The organism is Rhodococcus sp. JCM 9793 (assembly GCF_055380405.1).
Genome location: NZ_AP043721.1, coordinates 1,014,426 through 1,037,312, shown reverse-complemented (window position 1 = coordinate 1,037,312; position 22,887 = coordinate 1,014,426). Strand labels below are relative to the sequence as shown.

The 22,887-nt window shown below is 64.8% G+C and carries 22 protein-coding genes; 14 read left to right on the top strand and 8 right to left on the bottom strand.

Annotation, left to right across the window (positions count from 1 at the left end; translation table 11 throughout):
- Window position 1 precedes the first annotated feature (1 nt).
- Window positions 2–598: a hypothetical protein gene (locus ACZ46K_RS07030; protein WP_054809994.1), complete on the bottom strand. Its 597-nt coding sequence runs from the start codon at window positions 596–598 to the stop codon at window positions 2–4.
- Window positions 599–1,443: 845 nt separating this feature from the next.
- Complete coding sequence (locus ACZ46K_RS07025; RefSeq protein ID WP_054804952.1) at window positions 1,444–2,007, bottom strand: helix-turn-helix domain-containing protein; 564 nt, start codon at window positions 2,005–2,007, stop codon at window positions 1,444–1,446.
- A gap of 87 nt (window positions 2,008–2,094) precedes the next feature.
- On the opposite strand from ACZ46K_RS07025, the gene ACZ46K_RS07020 reads away from it, so the two are divergent.
- A complete protein-coding gene (locus ACZ46K_RS07020) occupies window positions 2,095–2,712 on the top strand; it encodes a class I SAM-dependent methyltransferase (protein WP_464747338.1) in 618 nt (205 codons plus the stop codon).
- The gene (locus ACZ46K_RS07015; RefSeq protein ID WP_054804950.1) at window positions 2,709–3,197 is read left to right on the top strand and encodes a DinB family protein; all 489 of its coding nucleotides are present in this window, start codon (window positions 2,709–2,711) and stop codon (window positions 3,195–3,197) included. Before ACZ46K_RS07020 ends, ACZ46K_RS07015 begins: the two co-directional genes overlap by 4 nt.
- Before the next feature lie 53 nt (window positions 3,198–3,250).
- Here ACZ46K_RS07015 and ACZ46K_RS07010 read toward each other — a convergent pair whose 3' ends face one another.
- Window positions 3,251–3,865: a TetR/AcrR family transcriptional regulator gene (locus ACZ46K_RS07010; RefSeq protein ID WP_464747336.1), complete on the bottom strand. Its 615-nt coding sequence runs from the start codon at window positions 3,863–3,865 to the stop codon at window positions 3,251–3,253.
- 90 nt (window positions 3,866–3,955) lie between these two features.
- Here ACZ46K_RS07010 and ACZ46K_RS07005 point away from each other — a divergent pair, with 90 nt between their 5' ends.
- Window positions 3,956–5,068, top strand: coding sequence for an ABC transporter permease (locus tag ACZ46K_RS07005; protein WP_464747334.1), 1,113 nt, complete (start codon window positions 3,956–3,958; stop codon window positions 5,066–5,068).
- A 26-nt stretch (window positions 5,069–5,094) separates the two neighbouring features.
- On the opposite strand, the gene ACZ46K_RS07000 is transcribed toward ACZ46K_RS07005, so the two are convergent.
- Window positions 5,095–6,351 (bottom strand): vWA domain-containing protein, encoded by a 1,257-nt coding sequence (locus ACZ46K_RS07000; RefSeq protein ID WP_054804948.1) that lies wholly within the window; start codon window positions 6,349–6,351, stop codon window positions 5,095–5,097.
- Between the two features lie 342 nt (window positions 6,352–6,693).
- Here ACZ46K_RS07000 and ACZ46K_RS06995 point away from each other — a divergent pair, with 342 nt between their 5' ends.
- From ACZ46K_RS06995 to ACZ46K_RS06980, 4 genes are all read left to right on the top strand, one after another.
- Entirely contained in the window at window positions 6,694–7,137 is a 444-nt protein-coding gene (locus tag ACZ46K_RS06995; RefSeq protein ID WP_054804947.1) for a GNAT family N-acetyltransferase, read from the top strand.
- Between the two features lie 230 nt (window positions 7,138–7,367).
- Entirely contained in the window at window positions 7,368–7,628 is a 261-nt protein-coding gene (locus tag ACZ46K_RS06990) for a hypothetical protein (protein ID WP_054804946.1), read from the top strand.
- A 97-nt stretch (window positions 7,629–7,725) separates the two neighbouring features.
- Entirely contained in the window at window positions 7,726–8,202 is a 477-nt protein-coding gene (locus tag ACZ46K_RS06985) for a helix-turn-helix domain-containing protein (protein WP_054809989.1), read from the top strand.
- Between the two features lie 514 nt (window positions 8,203–8,716).
- Window positions 8,717–9,553 (top strand): lysostaphin resistance A-like protein, encoded by an 837-nt coding sequence (locus ACZ46K_RS06980; protein ID WP_464747331.1) that lies wholly within the window; start codon window positions 8,717–8,719, stop codon window positions 9,551–9,553.
- A 28-nt stretch (window positions 9,554–9,581) separates the two neighbouring features.
- Here the strand turns inward: ACZ46K_RS06980 and ACZ46K_RS06975 are convergent, their stop codons facing one another.
- Window positions 9,582–9,911, bottom strand: coding sequence for a hypothetical protein (locus ACZ46K_RS06975; RefSeq protein WP_054804944.1), 330 nt, complete (start codon window positions 9,909–9,911; stop codon window positions 9,582–9,584).
- A 349-nt stretch (window positions 9,912–10,260) separates the two neighbouring features.
- Between ACZ46K_RS06975 and ACZ46K_RS06970 the strand changes: the two genes are divergently transcribed.
- From ACZ46K_RS06970 to ACZ46K_RS06950, 5 genes are all read left to right on the top strand, one after another.
- Window positions 10,261–10,926 (top strand): TetR/AcrR family transcriptional regulator, encoded by a 666-nt coding sequence (locus ACZ46K_RS06970; protein ID WP_454841976.1) that lies wholly within the window; start codon window positions 10,261–10,263, stop codon window positions 10,924–10,926.
- On the top strand, window positions 10,926–13,502 hold the full coding sequence (locus ACZ46K_RS06965) for an ABC transporter ATP-binding protein/permease (RefSeq protein ID WP_464747330.1): 2,577 nt from the start codon (window positions 10,926–10,928) through the stop codon (window positions 13,500–13,502). The genes ACZ46K_RS06970 and ACZ46K_RS06965 overlap by 1 nt, the downstream gene beginning before the upstream one ends.
- Entirely contained in the window at window positions 13,499–15,256 is a 1,758-nt protein-coding gene (locus ACZ46K_RS06960) for an ABC transporter ATP-binding protein (RefSeq protein ID WP_464747328.1), read from the top strand. Before ACZ46K_RS06965 ends, ACZ46K_RS06960 begins: the two co-directional genes overlap by 4 nt.
- A 62-nt stretch (window positions 15,257–15,318) precedes the next feature.
- The gene (locus ACZ46K_RS06955; RefSeq protein WP_054804957.1) at window positions 15,319–15,933 is read left to right on the top strand and encodes a flavodoxin family protein; all 615 of its coding nucleotides are present in this window, start codon (window positions 15,319–15,321) and stop codon (window positions 15,931–15,933) included.
- 94 nt (window positions 15,934–16,027) lie between these two features.
- A complete protein-coding gene (locus ACZ46K_RS06950; RefSeq protein WP_440126655.1) occupies window positions 16,028–17,068 on the top strand; it encodes an FUSC family protein in 1,041 nt (346 codons plus the stop codon).
- Between the two features lie 48 nt (window positions 17,069–17,116).
- On the opposite strand, the gene ACZ46K_RS06945 is transcribed toward ACZ46K_RS06950, so the two are convergent.
- The 3 genes from ACZ46K_RS06945 to ACZ46K_RS06935 all read right to left on the bottom strand — a co-directional run bounded on the left by ACZ46K_RS06945 (window position 17,117) and on the right by ACZ46K_RS06935 (window position 20,889).
- Entirely contained in the window at window positions 17,117–17,605 is a 489-nt protein-coding gene (locus ACZ46K_RS06945; RefSeq protein ID WP_440126656.1) for a hypothetical protein, read from the bottom strand.
- Window positions 17,606–17,710: 105 nt separating this feature from the next.
- Complete coding sequence (locus ACZ46K_RS06940) at window positions 17,711–20,137, bottom strand: ABC transporter permease (RefSeq protein ID WP_464747325.1); 2,427 nt, start codon at window positions 20,135–20,137, stop codon at window positions 17,711–17,713.
- Window positions 20,137–20,889, bottom strand: a complete 753-nt coding sequence (locus ACZ46K_RS06935) for an ABC transporter ATP-binding protein (RefSeq protein ID WP_440126658.1) — start codon at window positions 20,887–20,889, stop codon at window positions 20,137–20,139. The genes ACZ46K_RS06940 and ACZ46K_RS06935 overlap by 1 nt, the downstream gene beginning before the upstream one ends.
- Before the next feature lie 112 nt (window positions 20,890–21,001).
- Here ACZ46K_RS06935 and ACZ46K_RS06930 point away from each other — a divergent pair, with 112 nt between their 5' ends.
- The gene (locus tag ACZ46K_RS06930) at window positions 21,002–22,231 is read left to right on the top strand and encodes a sensor domain-containing protein (protein WP_054804955.1); all 1,230 of its coding nucleotides are present in this window, start codon (window positions 21,002–21,004) and stop codon (window positions 22,229–22,231) included.
- Window positions 22,213–22,860 carry a response regulator transcription factor gene (locus ACZ46K_RS06925; RefSeq protein WP_054809829.1) on the top strand — a complete coding sequence of 216 codons (648 nt, stop codon included), beginning with the start codon at window positions 22,213–22,215 and terminating at the stop codon, window positions 22,858–22,860. Before ACZ46K_RS06930 ends, ACZ46K_RS06925 begins: the two co-directional genes overlap by 19 nt.
- Window positions 22,861–22,887 lie beyond the last annotated feature (27 nt).

Here is a 22,887-nt window from a genome sequence, read left to right as displayed (position 1 = left end):
TTCAATCCTCCAACAGATCATGGACGATGGCGCGGAGATGATCTTCGTGACCGCCCGCTGCGGCGAGGTCCGCCGGAGATTCTCCGTCCTCGAGCCACCCGGATGGACTGAGCCACCACGAACTCACTCCCCATGGGTCGTGCTTCGCATCGAGCAACTGGTTGATTTCCGCGACGACCGGTCTGACCTTCGCAGTGGTGGCGTCGAACTGGAAACTCGGGTAGAGGTAGCGCCCACCGATCTCGTATCCGACGATGTCGCCGCGTTCGCGTAACCGGCTGGCCGGGCTGCGCCGGTTACTATCACGGGACTGCAGGACGTCGGCGATATCGCTCGCCTCGAGATGTGGATGTTCGAAGATTGCTTGCCGGGCGGAAGTCTCGATCCGGGCCCGTGCGACCGCCTCCGCCACTGTGTGCGCAGGCACCGCCGAAGAGATCGAGGCGCTGAGAGTGGGCCCGGAAGCGACGAGCGAGAGCAGGGAGTCTCGTACCGAGCTCATGGACTCACGGCGGCCGACTTCGTCAGCAAGTAGAGCCAAGAACGCGCCATCCGGTAGGGCGCGCAGTTCCGCGCCGAGATCGTGGTCGATGCTCATGCCGGCCTCCACCTGATGCGACAGTAACAACAGCATACGCGTGCGTCGTTTCCGTCGCACATCTGAGCACCCCCGAGGGCTGTAGCGGGCAGACCCCCGAAGGCGTGCGAACGTTCCCGCCCCGGTTGACGGCATCCGCCGCACGTGGGACTATCCCTCCACTGACCTTGAAAATAGGTCGACCCCGGCCGGTGCGCCAACACCGAACCGGGGTCTGGGTACACAACAGAACGGACCTGTCATGCACCGTACGGTGGATTCTATCCACACGCCTCACAGAGGCGTGCACCAGCGACGAGCCGCGAGCGCATTCTCCCGCGCCGGCCACCTCTTCTGGCCTCCAGGTTCATCGACGTCCTGACCTTCTCGCCCCTCGACCCTGCTCCGGCAGCCAGTCGAGGGGCTCGAGGTGTTTGCCGCCTGCACCGGCGTGCACAAGGGCCGTTCCGGTAACCACGGCACAGCGGGCAGGCATCGTCGCTCATCTCCTCAGGTCCGACGTCAGCGCTTCGACGCTGCGCGCAGGGGTGCCTTCCCGTGCGTGAAACCGACTGGGCGCCAGTACCTTCGTCTCCACAGCTGGCGGTGGAGCACCCGCTCGTGAGGGTCGACACGAACGACCGGGTTCAGCGTGAGCCGCACGTCACCTCCGACGTGGGGCCAGAAGCGTTGGCCGAGATGGTCTATCGGGGTATGGCGACCGGGCAGCGTTGGGGAAGGGGCCGAAGGCAAGCTCAGGGACCCGCAGGGTCTCCACATGGTCAGGCACAGCCGCCCGCAGGGCGTCCTTCTCGAGTTGCCCAGCACAACACAGATCGCACCTCAGCTTCCTGCGGTCGTGGTGTTCAAACATCGGTGACGTGGACACGTTCGCCCTGCACGCTGTACAGAGCGATGATCTCGGCGGGTCGGTCCTTGTGGGCGTTGGCGATCCAGTGCGGGGTCGTGGTGGCGAACTCTGCCGCCTCGCCCGCCCCGAGGGTGGTGCGCTCGTCGGACAACGCCAAGGTCACCGTGCCGCTGAGGACGTAGAACCACCCTCGCCCCGGATGGGTGTTGTACTTCGCCGGGGCCACCGCGCTGGGCGGGTAGATCACCTTGAATCCCCGTATGCCCCCAGCGTGGACGCCGAGCGGGATGAATGTCAGACCGTGCTTGCGCACAGGTTTCAGATGGACTCTCGGATCACCGACGCGCGGGGCAGCGACGAGTTCGTCCAGTGGCAGTCCGTAGACCCGGGCAAGCGGAAGCAGCTGCTCCAAACTCGGACGCACCAGGCCCCGCTCGAGTCGGGAGATCGTGCTGGCCGTAATCCCGCTACGTGCGGACAGCTCGTCGAGGCTCAGCCCCAGCGATTGCCGGAACCCTCGAAGCCGTGGGCCGACCGCGCGGAGCACCTCGTCATCCATCGCGCCTCCTCGACCCTACCGAGCTCTCATTTTGCAATCCTGCAAGGACCCTGGCTCGATGCAATGCAGGGTGCGAGCGTGGATCGCATGACCAGAGCTTCCAAGACCACCTCCGAACCCTATCGGGTTGCGCCGAACGCGCGCCTCGTCGAGATGACCTCCCACCTCACCCCCGGCGACGCACTGGAGCTGGGCTGCGGCAACGGCGGCGACGCACTCTGGCTCGCTGAGCACGACTGGAACGTCACCGCCCTCGACATCTCGCAGCGCGCAGTCGAACAGCTGACAGCACTCGCCCAGAAGACCCGCCTCACGCACCGGCTCGTCGCGACTCAGTGGGACCTCGACGCGGGAGTCCCGTCCGGGGAGTTCGACCTGGTGAACGCCCATTACCTGCACGCCGCCTCCCACTTGGATCGGGCGGCCGTGTTCCGGGCCGCAGCACATGCACTGCGGCCCGGCGGTCATCTGCTGGTCGTGGATCACGGCTCCATCGCGCCGTGGTCGTGGAACCAGGACCCGAGCACCCACTTCCCGAGTTCTCGAGAGCTCCATCGCGAGATCGCACTGGATCCCCCGGAGTGGGAGCTTGTACGCGCCGAGGCGGATCAACGGATCGCGGCCGGGCCGGACGGACGCAAGGCCGAGGTCACCGACCACATCCTGATGATCCGCCGCGCCTCCGACCGAGGACGATCTGCATGACCGTGAACCGACGCCGCGACGCCCCGCCACCGAAGACCGGCAGCAGCGAGGCCGAGGTGCTGCGCGGCTTCCTGGACTACCTCCGCACATCGATCGCAACCAAGGTCGAGACCACTCCCGAACCCGAGGTGCGCACCGCGGGCGTTCCGTCGGGCACCAGCCTGCTCGGCCTGCTGAAACACCTCGCTCACGTCGAGGAGTCGATCTTCCTGGGCCGCCGAACCACCAATTGGCCGAAGACATTCCGCTGCGATTCCACAGACACCGTCGAGAGCGTCGTTACCCGCTACCGCGCTGCCGTCGAACAATCCAACGCGATGCTGGACAGGTGCACGGACCTTGCCGCGCCGATTCCGCACGGAGCCGGTGAGCGCCCGGGGCCGAGTGCCCGGTGGGCGCTGGCGCACATGATCGAAGAAACCGGTCGCCACGCCGGACACGTAGATATCCTCCGCGAACTCATCGACGGAACCACGGGTCGATAGTGTGGATTCGAGGCCGGATACCGGGCTCGAATCCACACAAGTTCACGCGCGCCTCACAGCATCTCGGCTGCGGTTGCAATGTAGGCATCGACGTCGAAGTCGTCGCGCAGAGACTGCTGCACGATGAAGCCTTGGACCACGCCGAGCACCACCGGCGCGTATCCGGCCGCCCAGGTGTGAAGGTCGGTAGCTCCGGCGGGAAGCACGCCCGGGTTGGCTTCGGCGCATTCCACGAGTGCGCCGGTGACCGCCCCGAGTAGCCGGCCGATGACAGATTGGGCGAGTTCGCGGATCTCGGGGTCGATGGTGGCTTCGGCCCACACCTGCAGGATCGCCCGTCCGTAATCGTCGCCCGCGAGGGTGTGCAGATCTTCGGCAAGAGTCCTCATGATGCCCGCAGCGACATCCCCTGGGCTCTTCGCCTCCGCAAACGCGCCGCCAGCGGTCAGTGCAGTATGCCGATCGCTGAGGACGTGGTCGGCGACCGCGACGAGCAACTGTTGTTTTCCGCTGAAGTAGCCGTAGATGGCACCGGCCGACAGCCCGGATTCAGCGATGATGTCGGCCATCGATGTGCGCTGGTAGCCCGCACGGGTGAAACACCGTAGGGCCGCGTCGATGATCTCTGCCCGCCGCGCGACACGATGCGCCTCACTCACCCTCGGCACGACATTTCTCCTGTTCACAGCGCCATTGTTGACAAGCCACTCTAACCGACCTCACCATAAAGAACGAATATTCGTTTTGATAGGAGCAACATGAGCGCTACCCCACCGGCGACAGGCACGCCACCGATTGCACGTGCCATCGCCCTCGCGGCGGGCGCAGCCGTCATCGTCGGCGTCGTCCTGCTGGCATTCGCGTGGCCGGCCGTCACCTCCGAACCGCGCGATCTACCCGTCGGAATCGTCGGCCCCGACGCATCGGTCGCACAGACCACCGGGATGCTCGAAGCTCAGTCCGGCGACGCACTGCTCCTCATCGAGGAGGACACCCGCGACGCAGCAGTTGCGGCGGTCGAGCGACGCGAGATCTACGGCGCGATCGTCCTCGGCGACAACCCCACCGACATGCCCGAGGTCCTCGTCGCGACCGCGGCGAATGCTCAAGTCGCGCAAATGCTTCAGGGCATGGCGACCGGAATTCAGCAGCAGATCGACGCGCAGCTACGGTCGGCGACGGAAGCCGCGATCGCGCAGCGTCTCGCCGAACCAGCCGCAGCGAACGCGCCGACCTCCTTCACGATCCCGCAGGCCGAAGTTCCGGTGACCGACGTCGTACCGTTCTCCGATTCGGATGCGCGCGGAGCAAAGCTGAGTGTCGCCGCGTTCCCGCTCGTCCTGGGCGGCATGGCCGGTGCCGTCCTCATCTCGTTCGGGGTCGCTCGCGCATCACACCGCATCGGCGCGCTCGTGACGTACGGGGTGGTCGGCGGACTGCTGCTCGGCGCCATCCTGCAGGGCATGTTCGGGGCGTTGCAGGGCAGTTACTGGACGAACGCCGCCGCAATCGGATTCGCGCTCGTGGCGATCACGGCACCCATCGTCGGACTTCGCAGCCTGATCGGTCCTCCCGGCATCGGGATCGGCGCGGTGCTGATGATGCTCGTCGCCAACCCTATTTCGGCTGCCACCATGCCGGTCGAATTCCTGCTCTCACCCTGGGGCGCGATCGGCCAGTGGTTCCCACCGGGCGCGAGCGCGACACTACTGAAAGAACTCTCGTACTTCCCCGACGCGAGCACTGCCTTCTCATGGGCTGTACTGGCGGGGTGGACCGCAGTCGGTGTGCTGCTCACCGCGATTGCGGTTGTGCGCGAACGGCACACCCCCGACCCGCTCGACGCTCCGGAACTCGTGCCTGTCGGCTGACCGAGCCCTCCCGGGTGCCACGCGCACTACCGAACGATGCCCGCCGCTCGAGCCGCACGCAACCAGTCCGGAAATTCGCTCAGCAAACGACGGTAGAGCTCTGCATCGCTGATCTTTCCGATGTCGTCGACGCTGAAGAATCCGGCATTGTCGACGACGCGACCCTCCATGGTGTCGAGGCGTTCGAGGACCCCGTAGTTGGCCTTGCCGAGCCCGACGAACTGCCAGAATGCCGGCAGCACGGCCGCTTCTTTCATCAGCGCGCTGATCTGCTTCTTCTGATTGAAACCGCCGTCGGTGAAGAACAACACCAGGGTGGGCATCGTCGCGCCCGGTGTGAGTGAGGAAATGATCTCGCCCATGATCGGCAGTTCGTCGTTGACCCCACCGATCGGCTTGTAATCGATACCGCCGTGCACACCGCTGAGGTGCAGATACGTCGACGACCACTCCTCGACTTCGTGGACGGCGATGTCGGGAAGCCGCACGAACGACACCGCGTACAGGTAGGGCTCGAGCTTTCCGTCGTCGTCGACCTGCACGGCGATCGGCACCATGCGTTCGACGACTTCGTGGATGCGCTTCTTCGAATACTGGCGGTGCATGCTGCCGGTCTTGTCGATGACGAGCACGACGCGTGCCCGCACCCCGGGCGTTCCCTTGTCGAGAAGCACCTTGGCGACCTCGCGTTTGCGCAGGTCGAGCTTCTGACGCTTCTCGAGCGACAGTTTCTCCTCACCCGCGACTGTGCGCACGCCGTCCTGGGCCGGTGCGGGCGCGGGAGGCGCGTCGTCGACCTGCACACCGTGCTCGGTGACGAGACCGGACAGGCCGGAATCCCAGCCGGCGGAGACGTTGCGGATCTTCCACTCGCCGTTGCGCCGGTAGACCTCGAGGAGCACGGCTGCGCGTTCGCTGGTCAGATCGAGTGCTTTCGCGGTCGCGGCGCCAGTGGGATGAGCTACGTCGACTCCGAGTCCGGGCACGGATGCGAGGCTGCCGGAGACGCTGTCGTCGAGTGCGACTGCGATCGAGAGCCGTTCGATCGCGGGCGGGATTGCGGTGAGGTCGATGGCGACGCGGTCGGCGGCGACCAACCGGACGGCACCTTCGGGCGATGCGGGTTGGTTGAAGAACACGAAGTCGGTGTCGCTGCGGACTTTGCCGTCGGTCCCGAGCTGGAAGACCATCAAGTCGACGGTCCCCTGCTTCGCTCCCGTCACCGATGCCGTCACGGCTCCGGTGCCGATGGTGGTGTTCTGTCCGCGCGCCAACTCAGCCATGACTGATTCATACCTCGAGCTCTGCCGGAAAGACAGTTAGGGTGGACCGTAGCGCGGGCGTTCGGCCATGTTCCTCATCGAGTGTGCAGTTATCGACGGATTCAGTACCAAATCACGTCAATAACTGCACACTCAAACAGGATTCATTCAAGTCAGCGGCTGCCCGTGGCATCCATAGCCGCAAAGTACGGTATCGCTGCGCGTAGTTACGTTTGTGCCAGAGAAAGTACGGTATGGCTGCAAGTAGTTGCGTTTCTTGAGGGGACTCCAAGGCTTTCCATCTGGTTTTGCTCCCGCCCCAACCTTCCATGGCACACCACGGAAGAACAGTACGATCGGCTCATGCTAGCGACTCAGCACGCACCACTCGCGGCCATCTCCCCTGTCACGTTGTACAAGATCCTGATGCTGCGTACCGAGGTCTTCGTCCACGAACAACGCATCGTCGACGAACCCGAACTGGACGGCGTCGATCTCGAGCCGTTCACCGAGTTGTACTGGATCGAAGAGGACGATTCGGTGGTGGCCACGCTTCGTCTGATCACCGAGGGAGACACCGCCCACATCGGCCGAGTTGCCACATCACGCTCGGCTCGTGGCCGTGGACTCGCGGGCGCTCTCATCGAGGCCGCTTTGTCCGCGACCTCCACCGACGTCGAGATCTCAGCACAGGCGTATCTTGAAAATTGGTATGGGCGGTTCGGATTCACGCGCACGGGGACGAACTACATCGAGGCTGGGATCGATCATCTTCCTATGCGGCGGACGAGCGGCGGCCGCTACTAATGATTTGATGGTTTCGACTGCGATATACGCGGTCGAAACCACCAAGTTGCGCACCGCTGGGTAGGCCCAACCCGGTCCAAAAGTGTGGATTTGAGCCCGACGGTATCCGAGCTCAAACCCACACTTTCCTCGGGTACATTGCTACAGCGCGTTCTCGACTACTTTCTCTGCATCACGCACGCGGAGTTCGCCGGACATCAGTCGGCATCATCACCCTGATCCTTGGCGCGGTGGCCACAGCGTCACTGTTCGTACGGTTCTCGCGGGAAACCGATGCACGGGCAGCGGTGCGCTGGGTTGCCCCTGTCATGGGAGTGATCTGCCTGGTCATCGCGATCTACGACCTGTTCGAGGTCTCGTCTATCACCAGCGAGTTCTTCGGAGAAACAATCGGTGTCCAGATCGGGTGGGGGTTGTGGCTACTGTTGCTCTCGTCTGCAGTGCTGTGCCTGACGTCGTCATCCATCTTGAAGCGACCGGCGAACCTCTGATCTCCACTCAGCAAGAGAACCCTTGTTGCACTTATAAGTGAAAGTAGCTACGGTGATGGGCATCGGATCGACGCCATGACGCAAGGAGGTCGGGTCCATGAGCACTGAGCACATCGCTCGCGACGACAGAACCGTCCTATCCCTGAGTGCGGACGAGATCGAGCAGGCTCGCGCGTTCAACGAGCAGGTCCATGCCGCTCGCACTACGTCGAACGATGCCCACAGCTACATGATCACGCTCGCCACGTCGGACAACGAATCCCTTCCGCTTCCCCCTGAACTGACCGGACTACTCGGTCAGGTACTCGACATCGTCAGCCGCGGGGGAACCGTCACCGTCGGGAGCCTTCCCACCGAAGTCACCACGACCACCGCGGCGAAGATGCTGGGCATATCCCGGCCCACATTGATGAAACTTGTGCGGGATGGAGCGCTACCCGCACATATGCGCGGGTCGCACACTCGCCTACTCAGCAGGGACGTTCTCGCCTACAAAGACGCCAAGCAAACCGAACAGAGCCAGGCATTCGAACGCTTACGCGCCCTCGAAGACGAACTCGGCATCAACGACTGAGCGCGACGGTTACGCTCGACTCACGGACTCTCCGCAACCGGCTTTCACTGCTCTATTTACGTTCTGGCGAAACAATGTTCGAGGTTCTGTGGACTGACGACATCATGGTCGAGTTCCACTACCACCACCTGCGGTGCCCACCAACGTTCGAGGACATCGACGACGCACGGACAGCGGCACGCTGGATTGCCCCGTCATGGGAATGATCTGCCTGGCCATCGCGACCGACGAACCCCGACCTCCGCCGATCGACTGCGCAGTTCTTGACGTGATTCTGCACCAAATCCGTCGAAAACTGCACTCTCAAAAGGATTTCGAGCGACTCGTAAGCCGGATTCTGGTCACGTCAGGTCCGGTCAGCGGGAACTGTGTCCGTCACCTTCTGGAGTGACGTTGTCCCCCGCGAGAGCTACGCGCAGGTTAGTACTGTCGGGTGACGATTTCGAGGCACTGAATCCGTAGGTTCGAATCGATCGCGGCGCTCGGGGCCCGCGGCGCCGAAGAAGGGATCTTCATGAGATTCGTCCCACAACTCCTGGCCGTCGCGGCGGTGTCGTTCATCGGCAGTCAGCTTCTCTTTGCTGTGGACGGGAATCCTTGGCTCACACTGATCGTCGGCGTGTGTGCGGCAGCATCCGCCCTGTGGGTCTACCGCTGGGTGGTGCGACGCACCGAGCACCGACCCACCACCGAACTGGCCCGACGCGGAGCCTGGCAGGCCATGGGGTGGGGGACACTCATCGGTATCGCGCTTTTCGCCTTGGTGATTGTGAATCTCGCTTTCCTCGGAAGCTACGACGTCGAGGGCTGGGGCTCGGTGACGGGGGCGTTGGGGATGATCGGTTTCATGGCCGCAGCCGCCGTCACCGAAGAGTTGCTCTTCCGCGGCGTCCTGTTCCGGATAGCGGAGGAACGTGTGGGTACGTGGATCGCGATGGTCTCGACCGGCCTCCTGTTCGGGATGGTGCACCTGTTCAACGAGCACGCCACCGTGTGGGGTGGCCTCGCGGTCGCGATCGAGGCCGGTGGCATGCTCACGGCCGCATATATCGCGACCCGCAGTCTGTGGCTGCCGATCGGGCTGCACTTCGGCTGGAACTTCGCCGCGGCAGGCATTTTCAGCAGCGAGGTTTCGGGGAACGGCGCCACATCCGGGCTGTTGCAGACTTCGACCTCGGGTTCCACGCTGGTCACCGGCGGTAGTTTCGGCCCGGAAGGAAGTCTCTATTCCGTCGTGTTCTGTGTGGTGGTGACGCTCGCGTTCCTGTGGCTGGCGCGGCGCCGCGGCCATATTGTGCCGCGGCGTGGGCGTGCCGACCGAAATGCTGTCACCGCTACACTCGCCCGGTGATCGGACTCGGACTGTCTGACGCGTGCCGTCAGTTGCAGAGCAGGACGACGCCGATTCCGTCCCACACCTCGGTATCGCTGCTGTAGCGAGTGTGGTTGCTGCTGTTCCACTCTCCCGCGGCCTCGGTGTGATAGCCCCGATCACGCTGCTCGACGACTGTGCACGAATCCCGCGAAGAACTGCCTGCTCTGCTGATGATCGAATGCGACGCGCCCGCAGCATCCAATGCAGCGTTCGCATCTGCCTCGCTCATTCCCACCACGTTCGGTGCGGTCGTCGCCGAGGCCACTCCACCTCCCCACACCGCTGCCGATATCACCGCAACACCGACGAGCCCGCCGACGATCTTCGAACGCATGTCATCTCCTGTTCTACAACACAACCGATGGAGGAAAGCGCCGCGATAGTGGCTGCTTCCCGTTCGACTCCATGGTTGTTGTGCAGGCTCCGAGGACCCTTCGCTCACGCTCGGAGTCTGCTGTGAACCTCGGGCTTCGCTGGGCTGCCGATCCGGCCCGGGTACTGGACGGTCAGCTCTCTCGCTCCGTGGAACGACCGACGTCCGGGTAGCCGCGACCCGCGCGGTGGCACCTTTCCCATTTCCGAGCCCTTGTCACACACCGGCAGATGAGCTTAGACTCCCCTAAGTTATGGGGTGCAACTTAAGGGAACGGGGCGATGAACAAGTGTCCGAGCCGGGCAGACGCGTGCGCAAGATCGACATCGACGACATCGTCCGCGTCGGTCGCGAACTGGGCATGCGCCACCTGAGCCTGAGCGCGGTCGCCGCCGAACTCGACGTGTCCACCACCGCCCTCTACCGGCACGTCGACGGACGCTGGGGGCTAGAGCGGGCGGTGGGAGAAAGCCTGCTGGATGACCTCGTCCTGCACGACGACCCGGCTCACGACGCCACGCAACACCTGCTGTCGTTCGGGTTGCAACTCAGAGCGTTCGTTCTGGCCAACCCCGGGCTCGGCACCTACATGCAGACACTCTTCCCGCGCGGCGAAGCCGGCCGTCGCCTGATGGTGCACGAGGTGGCCGCCCTGGCCAGACGCGGATACACACCCGACCTCGCCATCATCCTGTCCAGTGCGGTCGCGGGCAACACGATCAATTACGCGGTGGCAGACGAAAACCAGCAGGAAAGAGCAGAGGGACTCGAGGACCAACGCCGCAATGTCACGAACCAGTTGGCTACCGACGCGGAACTGGGCACAACCCACCGCGAGCTACCGACGTTCACACACGACGAGTACGTGAAACTTGTTCTCACAGCGATAATTCGAGGCCTTGTCGCGGTCGCACCTCCAGGTCGGCCGTTGGAGCAGGTGGTCGCTGATCTGGCGGCCACCGGAATGGGGATCTGATGGCCAAACGGGGGTTCCAGGGCGCGGTGATGCGCGGATTCGGTGCCCGCGTCCACGACGCGGTCGTCACCGGTACCGAGCAACTCGCACCGCACTTCCTGCGTGTGCGGTTCTCATCCACAACACTGTTCGACGACGCCGATCCGGGACCGACCGCATATCTACGGTTCTGGGTCCCCGACCCCGACGACCCTGACACGGAACATCAACGGGGATACACGTTCTCCGAAGCAGACACGGAGGAAGGCACCTTCGCGGTCGATTTCGTGCTGCACGAACCGGCGGGGCCGGCATCGGTGTGGGCGAAACATGCAGAACCCGGCAGCACCATCAGCATCACGTCGTTCGGTTCCAAGCAGTTCACCGTGCCCGACGAACTGCCCGCCGGCTACCTGTTGATCGGCGACTCCGCCTCGATTCCCGCGATCAACAGCATCATCGATGTTCTCCCCCACGATGTCGCCGTCGAGGTATACCTCGAGCAGCACGACGACGCCGATCTCCTCATCCCCATGTCCGATCATCCGCTGATGAACACGCACTGGGTCCCGCGGCTCGGCCCCACCTCGCTGGCCGCGGCAATCGAGGATCGCGACTGGTCCAACTGGAAAGCATGGGCCGGTACCGAATCCAAGGCCCTCAAACACCTGCGAACCCGGTTGCGCGACGATTTCGGATTCCCCAAATCCGAGGTGTACGCACAGGCCTACTGGTTCCACGGCCGCGCGATGGGCACGTACCGCTCGAACAACACTGCCGAGCCGGAACCCACAATCGACGAGGCGCCACCTGCACCGCAACCCACCCGCAGCAGTCGCGGCTCGTGGCAAGCGGAGTCCGGAGGCAAGCTGATCGGCACGCTGCGCAATACATTCGTCGCTGCCGGCGCCCTGCAGGCCTTGATCACCCTGATCCAGCTCGCCCCGTTCGTACTGCTCACCGAGCTTGCTCGTCGCATGCTCGACGGAGCACCGGAATCACAGCTGTGGACAATCGGCATCTGGGCGATCGGACTGATGGGCGCGGGCACGCTGCTCGCCGCCGCGCTGTCCTTCTGGCTGCACACCGTCGATGCACAATTCGAACGTGGTCTGCGGACACAGCTTCTGAGCAAACTGGCGAAGCTTCCCCTCGGCTGGTTCGACGACCGTGACTCCGGGCAGGTGAAACGCGTCGTGCAGGATGACACGTTGTCGCTGCACTATTTGGTGACACATGCTGTCACCGATGCCGTCGCCGCGGTGGTGGCGCCCGTTGCTGTACTGATCTACCTGTTCACCGTGGACTGGCGTCTGGCGCTTCTGATGTTCGTGCCGATCCTCGTCTACGTCGTGACGACGGTGATCATGGTGGTCCAGTCCGGAAACAAGACGGCGCAGGCGATGCGCTGGGCCGACCGGATGAGCTCCGAAGCGGGTGCCTATCTCGAAGGACAACCGGTGATCCGTGTGTTCGGCGGAGCAGCGGCATCCACGTTCCGCGCACGACTACGTGAATACATCGAGTTCCTCGACGGTTGGCAACGCCCCTTCAGCAACAAGAAGTCGCTCATCGATCTCGCGACGAGACCCGCCACTTTCCTGCTTCTCATCACTGTCACCGGGACCGCTCTGATCACGTCCGGAAGCATGCAGCCCACAGCTCTGCTGCCGTTCCTGTTCCTGGGGACCACGTTCGGAGCTCGCCTTCTCGGCCTCGGGTACGGTCTCGGTGGCCTGCGCGGCGGCATGCTCGCTGCCCGTCGTATCGGTGTCGTCCTCGACGAGCCCGAACTCGACACCCGTGAAAGCGACTCCGCGCCACCCCGTCACGCAAGCTCCGTCGAGTTCGACCGCGTCTGCTTCTCCTACCGGCCCGGTGTCCCCGTGATCGACGACGTCTCCCTCACCCTGAGCACCGGAACAATCACCGCGCTCGTCGGGCATTCGGGTTCCGGGAAATCCACGATGGCGGCACTGCTCGCCCGGTTCCACGACATCGACGACGGCACCATCCGCATCTTCGGCCGCGACATCCGCGAGTTCGATGCCGACGCCCTCTACGAACAGGTCGGATTCGTCTTCCAGGACACACAACTCGTGCAGGGAACGGTGCGAGACAACATCGCGCTCGCCGTTCCCGACGCCACCGACGAACAGATCGAATCGGCTGCACGGTCCGCGTACATCCACGATCGGATCCTCCAGCTGCCCGACGGCTACGACACCGTGCTCGACGCCGATCCACAACTGTCCGGCGGTGAACGACAACGCATCACGATTGCCCGTGCCATCCTCGCCGACACTCCGATACTCGTCCTCGACGAAGCAACGGCCTTCGCCGACCCCGAATCGGAATATTTCGTCCAGCAGGCACTGAGCAGGCTCACCACGGGCCGCACCGTTCTGGTCATCGCACACCGCCTGCACACCCTCGTCGACGTCGACCGCATCGTCGTCCTCGATCACGGCCGCATCGCCGAAACAGGCACCCACAGCGAACTGCTCGCCGCAGACGGCCGCTACCGGAAGATGTGGGACGCGGGTTCCCACACATCGAACGAACTCGCCTACGCAGACCAGGAGCCGGCCCGATGATCCGCACCCTGCTCGCTCTGCTGCCACCGGGCAGCCGCCGCACCGTCGTCCTCCACCAAAGCCTGACCGTCGTCAGCGTCGTCCTCCGCGCCGTCGGTGTCGTCCTGCTCGTGCCACTCGTCGGTGCCCTGTTCGGCTCCACCCCGTCCGATGCATGGCCCTGGATGGGCGCACTGGCCGCCGTCACCGTCACCGGATGGATCGTCGACACGGCCGCCTCCCGGCTCGGCTTCGACATCGGCTTCGGGTTGCTCGACCACGCCCAGAACGAAGTTGCCGAGCGCACCGCACGAATCCGGTTGACATGGTTCACAGGTGAGAACACCTCCATCAACCGTCAAGCCATCGCGGCCACCGGACCGGATCTCGTCGGTCTCATCGTGTATCTGGTGACACCGATCCTGAGCGCAATCCTGCTGCCGCTCGCCATCGCGATCGCATTGCTGCCGATCAACTGGGTCCTCGGAGTCGCCGCGCTCGCCGGTGTGCCCATTCTGCTCGGAGCGTTCCTGTTGTCGGGACGACTCGGGCGCAACGCCGACCACGCCGCCGCCGACGCCAATGCGGCTCTCACCGAACGAATCGTCGAATTCGCCCGTACCCAGCCCGCTCTGCGCGCAGCACGACGCACCGAACCCCATCGCAGCCATGTGGGCGAGGCCTTGGAACGTCAGCATTCCGCGACCCTGCGTCTATTGCTCATGCAGGTCCCGGGGCAGCTCATCTTCGGCTTGGCCACCCAGCTGGCATTGGTGATCCTGGCCGGTGCCGCCACCGTGCTGACCGTGCGCGGCGACCTCGGCGTGCCCGAGGCGATCGCGTTGATCGTTGTCATCGTCCGGTATCTCGATCCGTTCACTACGCTCAGCGACCTCACCGGAGGAGTGGAGTCGTCGCTGACCACGCTGCGGCGCATCCGTGCCGTCCTCGAGGCACCGGTCGACAGTGACGACGGCACCTGCACCATCACCGGAAGAGCTCCCCGAATCGAACTGCAGGACATCCGCTTCTGGTACGGAGACGGCGCCCCGGCACTCGACGGTGTGGATCTCATGTTCGAACCCGGTACCACCACTGCCATCGTGGGGCCGTCGGGTTCGGGCAAGAGCACCATCCTCTCGCTCCTCGCCGGTCTCCTCACTCCGCGCACCGGACGGATCCTCGTCGACGGCATAGAATCCGATGCTCTCGACCCGATCTCACGTAGCGCGCTGGCGGCCGTCGTCTTCCAGCATCCCTACCTGTTCGACGGCACGATCCGCGAGAACATCCGTGCCGGCGACCCGAACGCCGACGACACGGCACTCGCCGCGGCCGCGTCGCTCGCGGAGGTCGATGAAGTGATAGCTCGTGTCCCGGACGGGTGGGACACCCGTGTGGGCGAGGGTGGCAGCGCTCTGTCGGGTGGTGAGAAGCAACGGGTGTCCATTGCGCGCGCGCTACTCAAACCGGCGCCGTTGCTCCTCGTCGACGAGGCCACCAGCGCACTGGACACAGAAAATGAAACAGCAGTGGTCCAGGCCCTCACTGCCGACCCCACACCACGGACCCGCGTGATCGTCGCGCACCGACTGGCCAGCATCCGCACCGCCGACCGCGTCGTGTTCCTCGAACGGGGCAAGGTCGTGGAGGACGGCACTGTGGACGACCTACTCGCTGCGGGTGGTCGATTCGCCGAATTCTGGCGTCAGCGCGACGTCGCATCGGGCTGGCGATTGGAGAGCGTGTCGGATGGTGCCGGTGTGGCTCCCTGATCGTCTCCCGCCCGGAAGCACCGGCATGTGTGGAAGCACCGACGGCGGGTACCCGATCCCACATGACATCACTGACCGCACTCGCACTGACCTGTTCACTCAAGCCCTCACCTGCACCGTCGAGCAGTGATCTGATCGCAGATCAGGTCCTCGAGGAACTGCGCGCCCACGACGTGACCGGCGACAAGATACGGCTCGTCGACTTCGATATTCGACCCGGGGTCGAGGCAGACATGGGCGACGGAGACCAGTGGCCTCGCATTCGTCAGCAGATCTTGGACGCCGACATCCTGTTGATCTCGACCCCCACCTGGCTGGGCCAGATGTCCAGCGTCGCCAAACGCGCCCTCGAGCGTCTCGACGCAGAACTGTCCGAAACCGACGACAGCGGACGTCCGATCTTGTTCGGCAAAGTAGCGATCGCAGCGGTGGTCGGCAACGAAGACGGGGCCCACGCGATCGTCGCTTCGCTGTTCCAGGCGCTCAACGACTGCGGCTACACCATTCCCGCCCAAGGCTGCACCTACTGGAACGGCGAGGCAATGACACCCGGCGACTACAACGATCTCGACAGCGTTCCCGAAGCCGTCGCATCCACCAACGCAACCGCCGCCCGCAATGCCGCGCACTTGGCCCGGACCCTGCGAGAGCAGCAGTACCCTGCTGCGGAGGGATGACAGAGCACCACCGGGAAGTACGTTGCGACACCTCTCATCTCGACTACGCACAATCCTTCGGCACCCCGCTACGGTATCGGCCTTCAAATGCACTGTGGCAGTGCTGATCGCATGGGTGCTGGCCGACCGTGTGCTGCATAGCCCCGAAGCCTTTCTCGCACCCTATGCCGCCCTGTTCATCATCGGCACCACGGTGCGCAGTTCGGTCACCGCCGCAGTGCGCCAGATCGCGGTCGTGATACTCGGAGTGCTCGTGGCCGCGCTGGCAGCAAGCACGCTGCCGGAACTCGCGGCACTGGCTGGGGCGGTCGCAGTCGGCACCGTCCTCGGCCGCAGCCGTTTGCTGGCGCCGGACGGCATGTGGGTCGCGATCACCGCATTGCTGGTATTGCTGTACGGCACGGCTACGAACGCCGCCTTGGTGCTTCATCGCATTCTCGATGTCACCATAGGCGTGCTCATCGGTGTTGTGGTCAACGCTCTCGTGTTGCCTCCCGATCGACTTTCCACCGCGCGCGATCTCATCCTGTTCCGCGCTCATGAGCTTTCGGTCCTGCTCGCCGATCTTGCACATGAACTTCGGGAAGGCGACGGGGACGGTCAAGACCGAGACCGGAAACAGCAACAGCTGTGGAGTCTCTACAAGTCGACAGGGGCCCGCGCCGCGCTGCGTGAGGGCAGGGAAAGCTTACGCGGCAACATGCGGAACGCCGGCTGGGCCAAGGTCGGTGGCTCACGCGTGTACCAGCCGATAGCAACCATTCTCGACCAGTCGTTGCTGCACGTGTCGATGGCGGAGGTTGCAGTCGAAGCACTCATCGATCCCGAAGATTCGAGCGCCGCTCCCGTTTCCGAACGGTTGCGTCAGGACGCCGCGGCACTACTCGATACATTTGCCACCGCGTTCGACGAACTCACCTGGGATCCCGCACATCACCGCGACCCCTACCTGAAGGTCGTGAATACGGCGCTGCCTGACGCACGTTCACTTCTCGGTTCGTTCAAGGAGGGGATCCGAGACGAACATCCCGTATCCGATGCGTGGTCGGTGATCGCCATGGCTGCGGAGGGTCTGAGGACTGCGCTCGCCGCACTCGACACCCTCGAGGGACACGGCCGCGAGCCCACGCGATAGTCGCGATGAGCCCGCGTGCCGTCGTCCCTCTACGGTGTAGCGCCCCCCTCACACGCGAGGCGGCAGGTCGTTCTCCCCGGTCTCACGGCCCGTATACCCGTGGCGAGAGTCCCCGCCCACGCGATGGTCCCCACCGACGTGATGGTCCCCGCTCACGCGCTGGTCTCCGTCCACCCGGTGCTCTCCACCGGACGACGGATCGAGCTTGTTCGCCCGCGCCACATCCGCGTCGAGTTCCTCGCGGGACCGATCGGCTGCAGCGCGCTGGTTGTCCGCGCGGTTGCGCAGTCGTGCCGCTTCGGCTGCCTTGGCGTCCGCGTCCGCCGCAGCCCGCCGCGCTTCGGCATCGGTCTGCTCCGCCACCACTGCGCGTTGTTCGACAACCGGCTGCTTCTCTGTCACTCGGTCGCGGATGTGCGCCGCTTCCTCTCTGCGCTTCACTTCAGCGCGACGCCTCAGCGCCCACACGAGTCCGACGAGCAACAGCAGCACCACCAATACGATGATGATCAGCAATACCCAATCGTTCGTACTCATCGCTACCTCCTCAGGCATCTCCGATGGGCTACCCGCGAGGACGGTCCCGAAACTCGAATTGCCGCTCGATCGGCCGACCGCGGGTTCAGATCCCAATCGGTCGATCTACTCCGAAGAAAGCGGTCGCATCACTCGGGCCGCAGGAACGATTGCCGAGACCAACACGATGACGAGCGACACGACACTCACGGCCACCACCGCGCTCCAGCGTATCTGCAGCGACACCGGCTGCCCGAGGTCGGCGGCCAAGCCGGCTGCAACACCCGCCAGAGCAGGCCATGCCAGAACCACACCGAGCACCACACCGATCAGCGCGACCACCGCCGACTCCGCTGCGACGACGCCGAGAATCTGCCTGCGCGTCGCGCCGATCCGCTGCAACAAGCCGAAGGCCGCGCGACGGTTGGTGGTGGCCATCGCCATCGTGTTGGCCACCGCGAGCGCCGCGAATGTGAGTGACAAACCGACGAGCGCAAGTTCGAACAGGCGCAGAAGACGCTCGTCCTCCGCGTTGCCCGCACTCTCGTACTGTGACGGGGTCTCGACCTGCGCACCCGTTCCGGCCAGGGTATCCGCCAATGCAGCCTGTTCGATCCCGTCCGCATAGAGCACGGGAGTCATAGCTGTCCGGTCGTGATCGAGAGCAGTGCCCCGGTCTACGAATGCGAATGCCGGTGCGCCGGTGACAATGCCGGCCACCTCGAGCGGGATGTTCCGGCCGTCCGGGAAGACCGTCTCGACGGTCGCACCGATGTGTGCGCCCACTCGGCCGGCTGCGTCCCGGTCCAGCACGATGCTGCCCGCTTTCAGATCTGCCGAGCCGCCTTCCACTTCCAGGTCGAGCGCGCTCATCCCGGCCGAGTCGATTCCCCAGACATCGACAACGCGGTCACCGAAGACAACGCTCGTCGCGACCGGCGCGATCACGGTGCCGGATCCATACGAGTGAACTGTCTCGACGACATCGGGCGGCAGAGTGGGCGCACCCTCGGGTGGAGACACGACGAGATCGGTGGGGACTGCAGCGGAGGCATTGTCGTCGAACGCGGTGTCCATCGTGTCGATCATCCCGGTGAGCATGACGGCGAACCCCACCAGCACGAGGACGGGCGAGAGCACGGACGACACCCGGCGCACGCCGTGCGCGGATTCGGCCCGGATGAGTTCCGCTGTCGGGCCCGAGCCTCGGACCAAGATTTGCATCAGTTTCGGCAAGTAGACGGGGCCGAGCGCTGTGACCCCGACGATCGCAGACATGACCGCGGTGACGGCGTACATCGCACTCGATCCGCCAGTGCTCAGCCCGCTCGCCGCGGCGAAGGCGAACGCCCCGACCACGGCGCACACACCGGCGATCCCACGCGATCGCGTCATGGGCGACCGTTCCACCTCGGACACCCGCAGCGACTCCATCGGCCGCACCCGCGCAGCCCGCCGGGAGGCAAACCATACTCCCGTGATGGCAACGCCGACACCGGCGATGACCGCGGCCGCTATGGGGACCGGCGTGATCGACAATTCCCATCCGGCAGGCAGCATCCCGGCGTCGCGCATCCACCCTCCGAGCAGGGGCGCCACGGTGCAACCCAGCACCGAGCCCGCAATGCTCGATACGAAGCCGACTGCGCCGGCCTCGGCCAGCAGCATGCCGCGGACCTGGCCGGGTGTCGCACCGACGGCCCGAAGCAACCCCAGTTCCTGACGTCGCTGTGTCACAGCGAAAGCGAACGTGGTGCCGACGATGAACACCGTGATCATCGCGGCGAGTACGCCCATCGCACCGAGCAACTGCGACCCGATGTTTCGCGCCCCGCGATCGGCCGAGGTCTCGATGTGCGCAAGGTCGTCTCCCGTGAGTACCGATCCGGCTCCCGCGATCCCCTCGAACACGGCGCGTACCGAACCGATGTCGGCCTCCTCGTCGAGAACTACGCCCACCGTGGTGGCGCCACCGGACAGCGATCGTGCTGTGTCGTCGTCGACGTACACCGACCTCCCGTCCGCGACACCCGAGACGGTGACGTTCGTACGTCCGGCCGGTGTCACCAACGTGGTCGCGTCGCCGGGGCTCAATCCACTCGCCTCCGGTGCGACGACCTCATCGGGCCCAACGGGAAGCTCGCCGGAGATCACCCGGGCTGTCCCCAGGATCGACGCCGAAATATTGTGTCCGAGTGGATCATCACGTTCTGTCGGAGTCAGTATCCGGTCGCCGTCGGCAAGTTGGGCGGGGAAGACGAGATCCGGTACGACGAGGGCGACACCGGCAACGCTTGCCAGCTGCGCGACGAGGCCGCGTTCGTGCCCCTCGTCCAGCGGGCGGCGGACCGGGGTGCTGTTGTAGGTCTCGCCGAGGACTTCGGTGGTGACGATGAGGTCCGCATCGAAGTACTGCGACGGTGGACGGGTTTGCGCAGACGCAATGACGAGCAGAGTCGCCGAAAGCAGACCGATGCCGCACGCCAGCGCCACCGCACTGCCCACAAGATTCCGCCACTGGTGTCGCGCGGAAGTCACTGCAAGCGAAAACATCACGCCTCCCATTCGGTCATGCGGGCTGCAATGCGCTGCGCAGTCGATCTCGACCCGAACTCGTCCACGATCTTGCCGTCTGCAAGGAACAGCACCCGGTCGGCCGCGGCAGCGACCACCGGGTCGTGCGTCACCGTCACCACTGTCTGACGATGCTGGTCGACCAGTCGTCGAAGCTGCTGCAGCACAGTGCGTGACGAGGTGATGTCGAGCGCGCCGGTGGGCTCGTCGGCGAATAGGACCGACGGTCGTGAGATCAGCGCCCGCGCAATCGCGACACGCTGCTGTTGTCCGCCCGACAACTCCGAAGGCAGATGTGCCGCCCGGTCACCGAGGCCGACGAGGGCGAGCGCCGACGCCACTTCGGCCTTGCCCGGGCGCTCACCATCCAACCGCAACGGCAACGCCACATTCTGCGCGGCCGTGAGGGACGGGACGAGGTTGAACGCCTGGAACACGAACCCGATGTGCCGACGCCGGAACTGTGTCAGTGCTTTCTCTCCGAGCTGCGTCACGTCGGTGTCGCCGATCCGGACCGCGCCGGCATCCGGGCGGTCGAGCCCCGCAGCACAGTGCATCAGTGTGGACTTACCGGATCCGGAAGGTCCCATGATCGCGGTGAAGGTACCCGGCGCGAACGCGACCGAGACATCGTCGAGCGCGGTCACCACGCTGTCGCCGAGGCGATACCCCCTCGAGACTCCGCATAACGTGACATCTCCGCGCTCGGTAGCCTGAATAGTTGTCGTCATGGCATTCGACCCAACCCGATATCGAGGACCGTGTCGGTCGCGCAGAGACGACTGTTACGAGTAGCGCCAGCACTACTGTGGCGCCCCGCCGGACGCGATAACGTGCGTGGACGTGGAGTCTTCTACGCTACGCGTCGCGGTGACCCGGTCACCGATACGGTTCCTGTTGTCGTGGTGGCCGTGGCGTGCCATCGCATACCTCGCGACGGGGGCCGCGCTGGGTGCCCTGACGGCTGCCGTAGTCGCGATCGCGGCCCTGCTGTCGATCTACATCGTCGGTCTCGTACTGCTCGCCGCATGCCTGCTCATGGGCATTCCCATTGCACGGTGGGAACGGGCGCGGCTCCGCTTGGTGGACGAGGAACCGACCTTCGACCCGCACAGTCGCGTCGCCGAACGTGGATGGCGTGTGTGGCTCCGAACTCGACTGCGGGAGCGCGTCACGTGGCGGGAATTGGGCTACGCGGTGGTCAATGCGTCGATCCTGTGCTGGATCGACGCGCTGGTCCTCGTCCTGTGCCTCGGAACGGTGTTCTTCGGCGTGGAGGTGTCGTTGACGGAACCCGGTGTACCCACGCACTATCGGATCATCTTCGTGCTCGCGTCGGTCGCGTTCCTCCCGGTCGCGACCTACATCATCGCGGCATGGGCGGCCGGACGCGCCGAGATCGCCCGCGCTGTTCTCTCTCCCCGCGACGCCGAACTCGACCGCATGCTCAACGAAGTAACACTCTCGCGCAGTGCTCTCGCTGCAGCATTCGACGCAGAACGCCGACGCATCGAACGTGATCTGCACGACGGTGCACAGCAACGGCTCATCGCGCTGTCGATGTCGCTCGGCATGGCAAAACTCGATGTGCCCGCAGGTTCCGCGGCGGCCGAGCGGGTGGGTGACGCCCAGCAACAGGCGAAGCTGGCGTTGCAGGATCTACGCGACCTGATCCGCGGCATCCACCCGCAGGTTCTGGCGGAGCGCGGTCTAGCGGCCGCGGTCGACGATGTGGCGGCACGCTCTCCGATCCCCGTGGACGTGCAACTCCCCATCCGACGGATGCCCGCAGACGTCGAGTCCACCGCTTATTTCGCGGTATGTGAGGCACTCGCAAACGTCGCACGTCACGCCGGAGCGTCGCGGGTCAGTGTGTCTGGCCGGTTGGCAGAGTCGACACTGTTCCTCGACGTCACCGACGACGGTTCCGGTGGTGCCGATCCAGCGCAGGGAACCGGGCTCGCCGGGCTCGGCCACCGCCTCGCTGTACTCGGCGGCACGATGATGCTGGACAGCCCCGCAGGCGGCGGAACCCGACTACGAATGGAGATCCCATGCCGGCACTTCGCATAGTGTTCGCCGAGGATTCCCTCCTCGTCCGGGAGGGCGTGGTGGGGATCCTGGCCCGGTTCGGGCACGACGTCGTCGCTGCTGTGACCGACGCCGATTCCCTCCGCGACGCCGTCGTGTCGTTCCGCCCGGACATCGCGATCACTGACGTCAGGATGCCGCCGACACACACCGACGAGGGCCTCGTGGCGGCAATCGCCTTGCGCCGCACAGTGCCCGCTCTCCCGGTCCTCGTTCTCAGCCAGTACATTCAACCCACGTACGCTGCCGAACTCATCGATTTCGACGCAGGGGGCGTCGGTTACCTCCTCAAGGATCGTGTCGGGGAAGTCGAACAGTTCGTGTCCGACGTCGAACGTGTCGCGGCGGGCGGTACCGTGGTGGATCCTGAGGTGGTTCGCACTTTGCTTGCCACGAACCGAAGTCCCCTGTCGCGGTTGAGCAGCCGAGAGCTGGAAGTTCTCGCTCTGATGGCCGAGGGCGATTCGAACGCGACGATCGCCGCGAAACTGGTGGTCACCGACGCGGCGGTAGCGAAGCACGTGCGGTCGATTCTCATCAAGCTCGATCTACCACCGGAGATGGACGGCCATCGGCGCGTGCTGGCGGTGCTGAAGTACCTACAGCGTTGACGAGGGACGTACTCGACGTACTCGCAG

Excerpts from the sequence above, each read along its gene's own strand:
- ACZ46K_RS07030 (WP_054809994.1), bottom strand. The coding sequence starts at position 598 with ATGAGCATCGACCACGATCTCGGCGCGGAACTGCGCGCCCTACCGGAT.
- ACZ46K_RS07025 (WP_054804952.1), bottom strand. The coding sequence starts at position 2,007 with ATGGATGACGAGGTGCTCCGCGCGGTCGGCCCACGGCTTCGAGGGTTC.
- ACZ46K_RS07020 (WP_464747338.1), top strand. The coding sequence starts at position 2,095 with ATGACCAGAGCTTCCAAGACCACCTCCGAACCCTATCGGGTTGCGCCG.
- ACZ46K_RS07015 (WP_054804950.1), top strand. The coding sequence starts at position 2,709 with ATGACCGTGAACCGACGCCGCGACGCCCCGCCACCGAAGACCGGCAGC.
- ACZ46K_RS07005 (WP_464747334.1), top strand. The coding sequence starts at position 3,956 with ATGAGCGCTACCCCACCGGCGACAGGCACGCCACCGATTGCACGTGCC.
- ACZ46K_RS07000 (WP_054804948.1), bottom strand. The coding sequence starts at position 6,351 with ATGGCTGAGTTGGCGCGCGGACAGAACACCACCATCGGCACCGGAGCC.
- ACZ46K_RS06995 (WP_054804947.1), top strand. The coding sequence starts at position 6,694 with ATGCTAGCGACTCAGCACGCACCACTCGCGGCCATCTCCCCTGTCACG.
- ACZ46K_RS06985 (WP_054809989.1), top strand. The coding sequence starts at position 7,726 with ATGAGCACTGAGCACATCGCTCGCGACGACAGAACCGTCCTATCCCTG.
- ACZ46K_RS06980 (WP_464747331.1), top strand. The coding sequence starts at position 8,717 with ATGAGATTCGTCCCACAACTCCTGGCCGTCGCGGCGGTGTCGTTCATC.
- ACZ46K_RS06975 (WP_054804944.1), bottom strand. The coding sequence starts at position 9,911 with ATGCGTTCGAAGATCGTCGGCGGGCTCGTCGGTGTTGCGGTGATATCG.
- ACZ46K_RS06965 (WP_464747330.1), top strand. The coding sequence starts at position 10,926 with ATGGCCAAACGGGGGTTCCAGGGCGCGGTGATGCGCGGATTCGGTGCC.
- ACZ46K_RS06960 (WP_464747328.1), top strand. The coding sequence starts at position 13,499 with ATGATCCGCACCCTGCTCGCTCTGCTGCCACCGGGCAGCCGCCGCACC.
- ACZ46K_RS06955 (WP_054804957.1), top strand. The coding sequence starts at position 15,319 with ATGACATCACTGACCGCACTCGCACTGACCTGTTCACTCAAGCCCTCA.
- ACZ46K_RS06945 (WP_440126656.1), bottom strand. The coding sequence starts at position 17,605 with ATGAGTACGAACGATTGGGTATTGCTGATCATCATCGTATTGGTGGTG.
- ACZ46K_RS06940 (WP_464747325.1), bottom strand. The coding sequence starts at position 20,137 with ATGTTTTCGCTTGCAGTGACTTCCGCGCGACACCAGTGGCGGAATCTT.
- ACZ46K_RS06935 (WP_440126658.1), bottom strand. The coding sequence starts at position 20,889 with ATGACGACAACTATTCAGGCTACCGAGCGCGGAGATGTCACGTTATGC.
- ACZ46K_RS06925 (WP_054809829.1), top strand. The coding sequence starts at position 22,213 with ATGCCGGCACTTCGCATAGTGTTCGCCGAGGATTCCCTCCTCGTCCGG.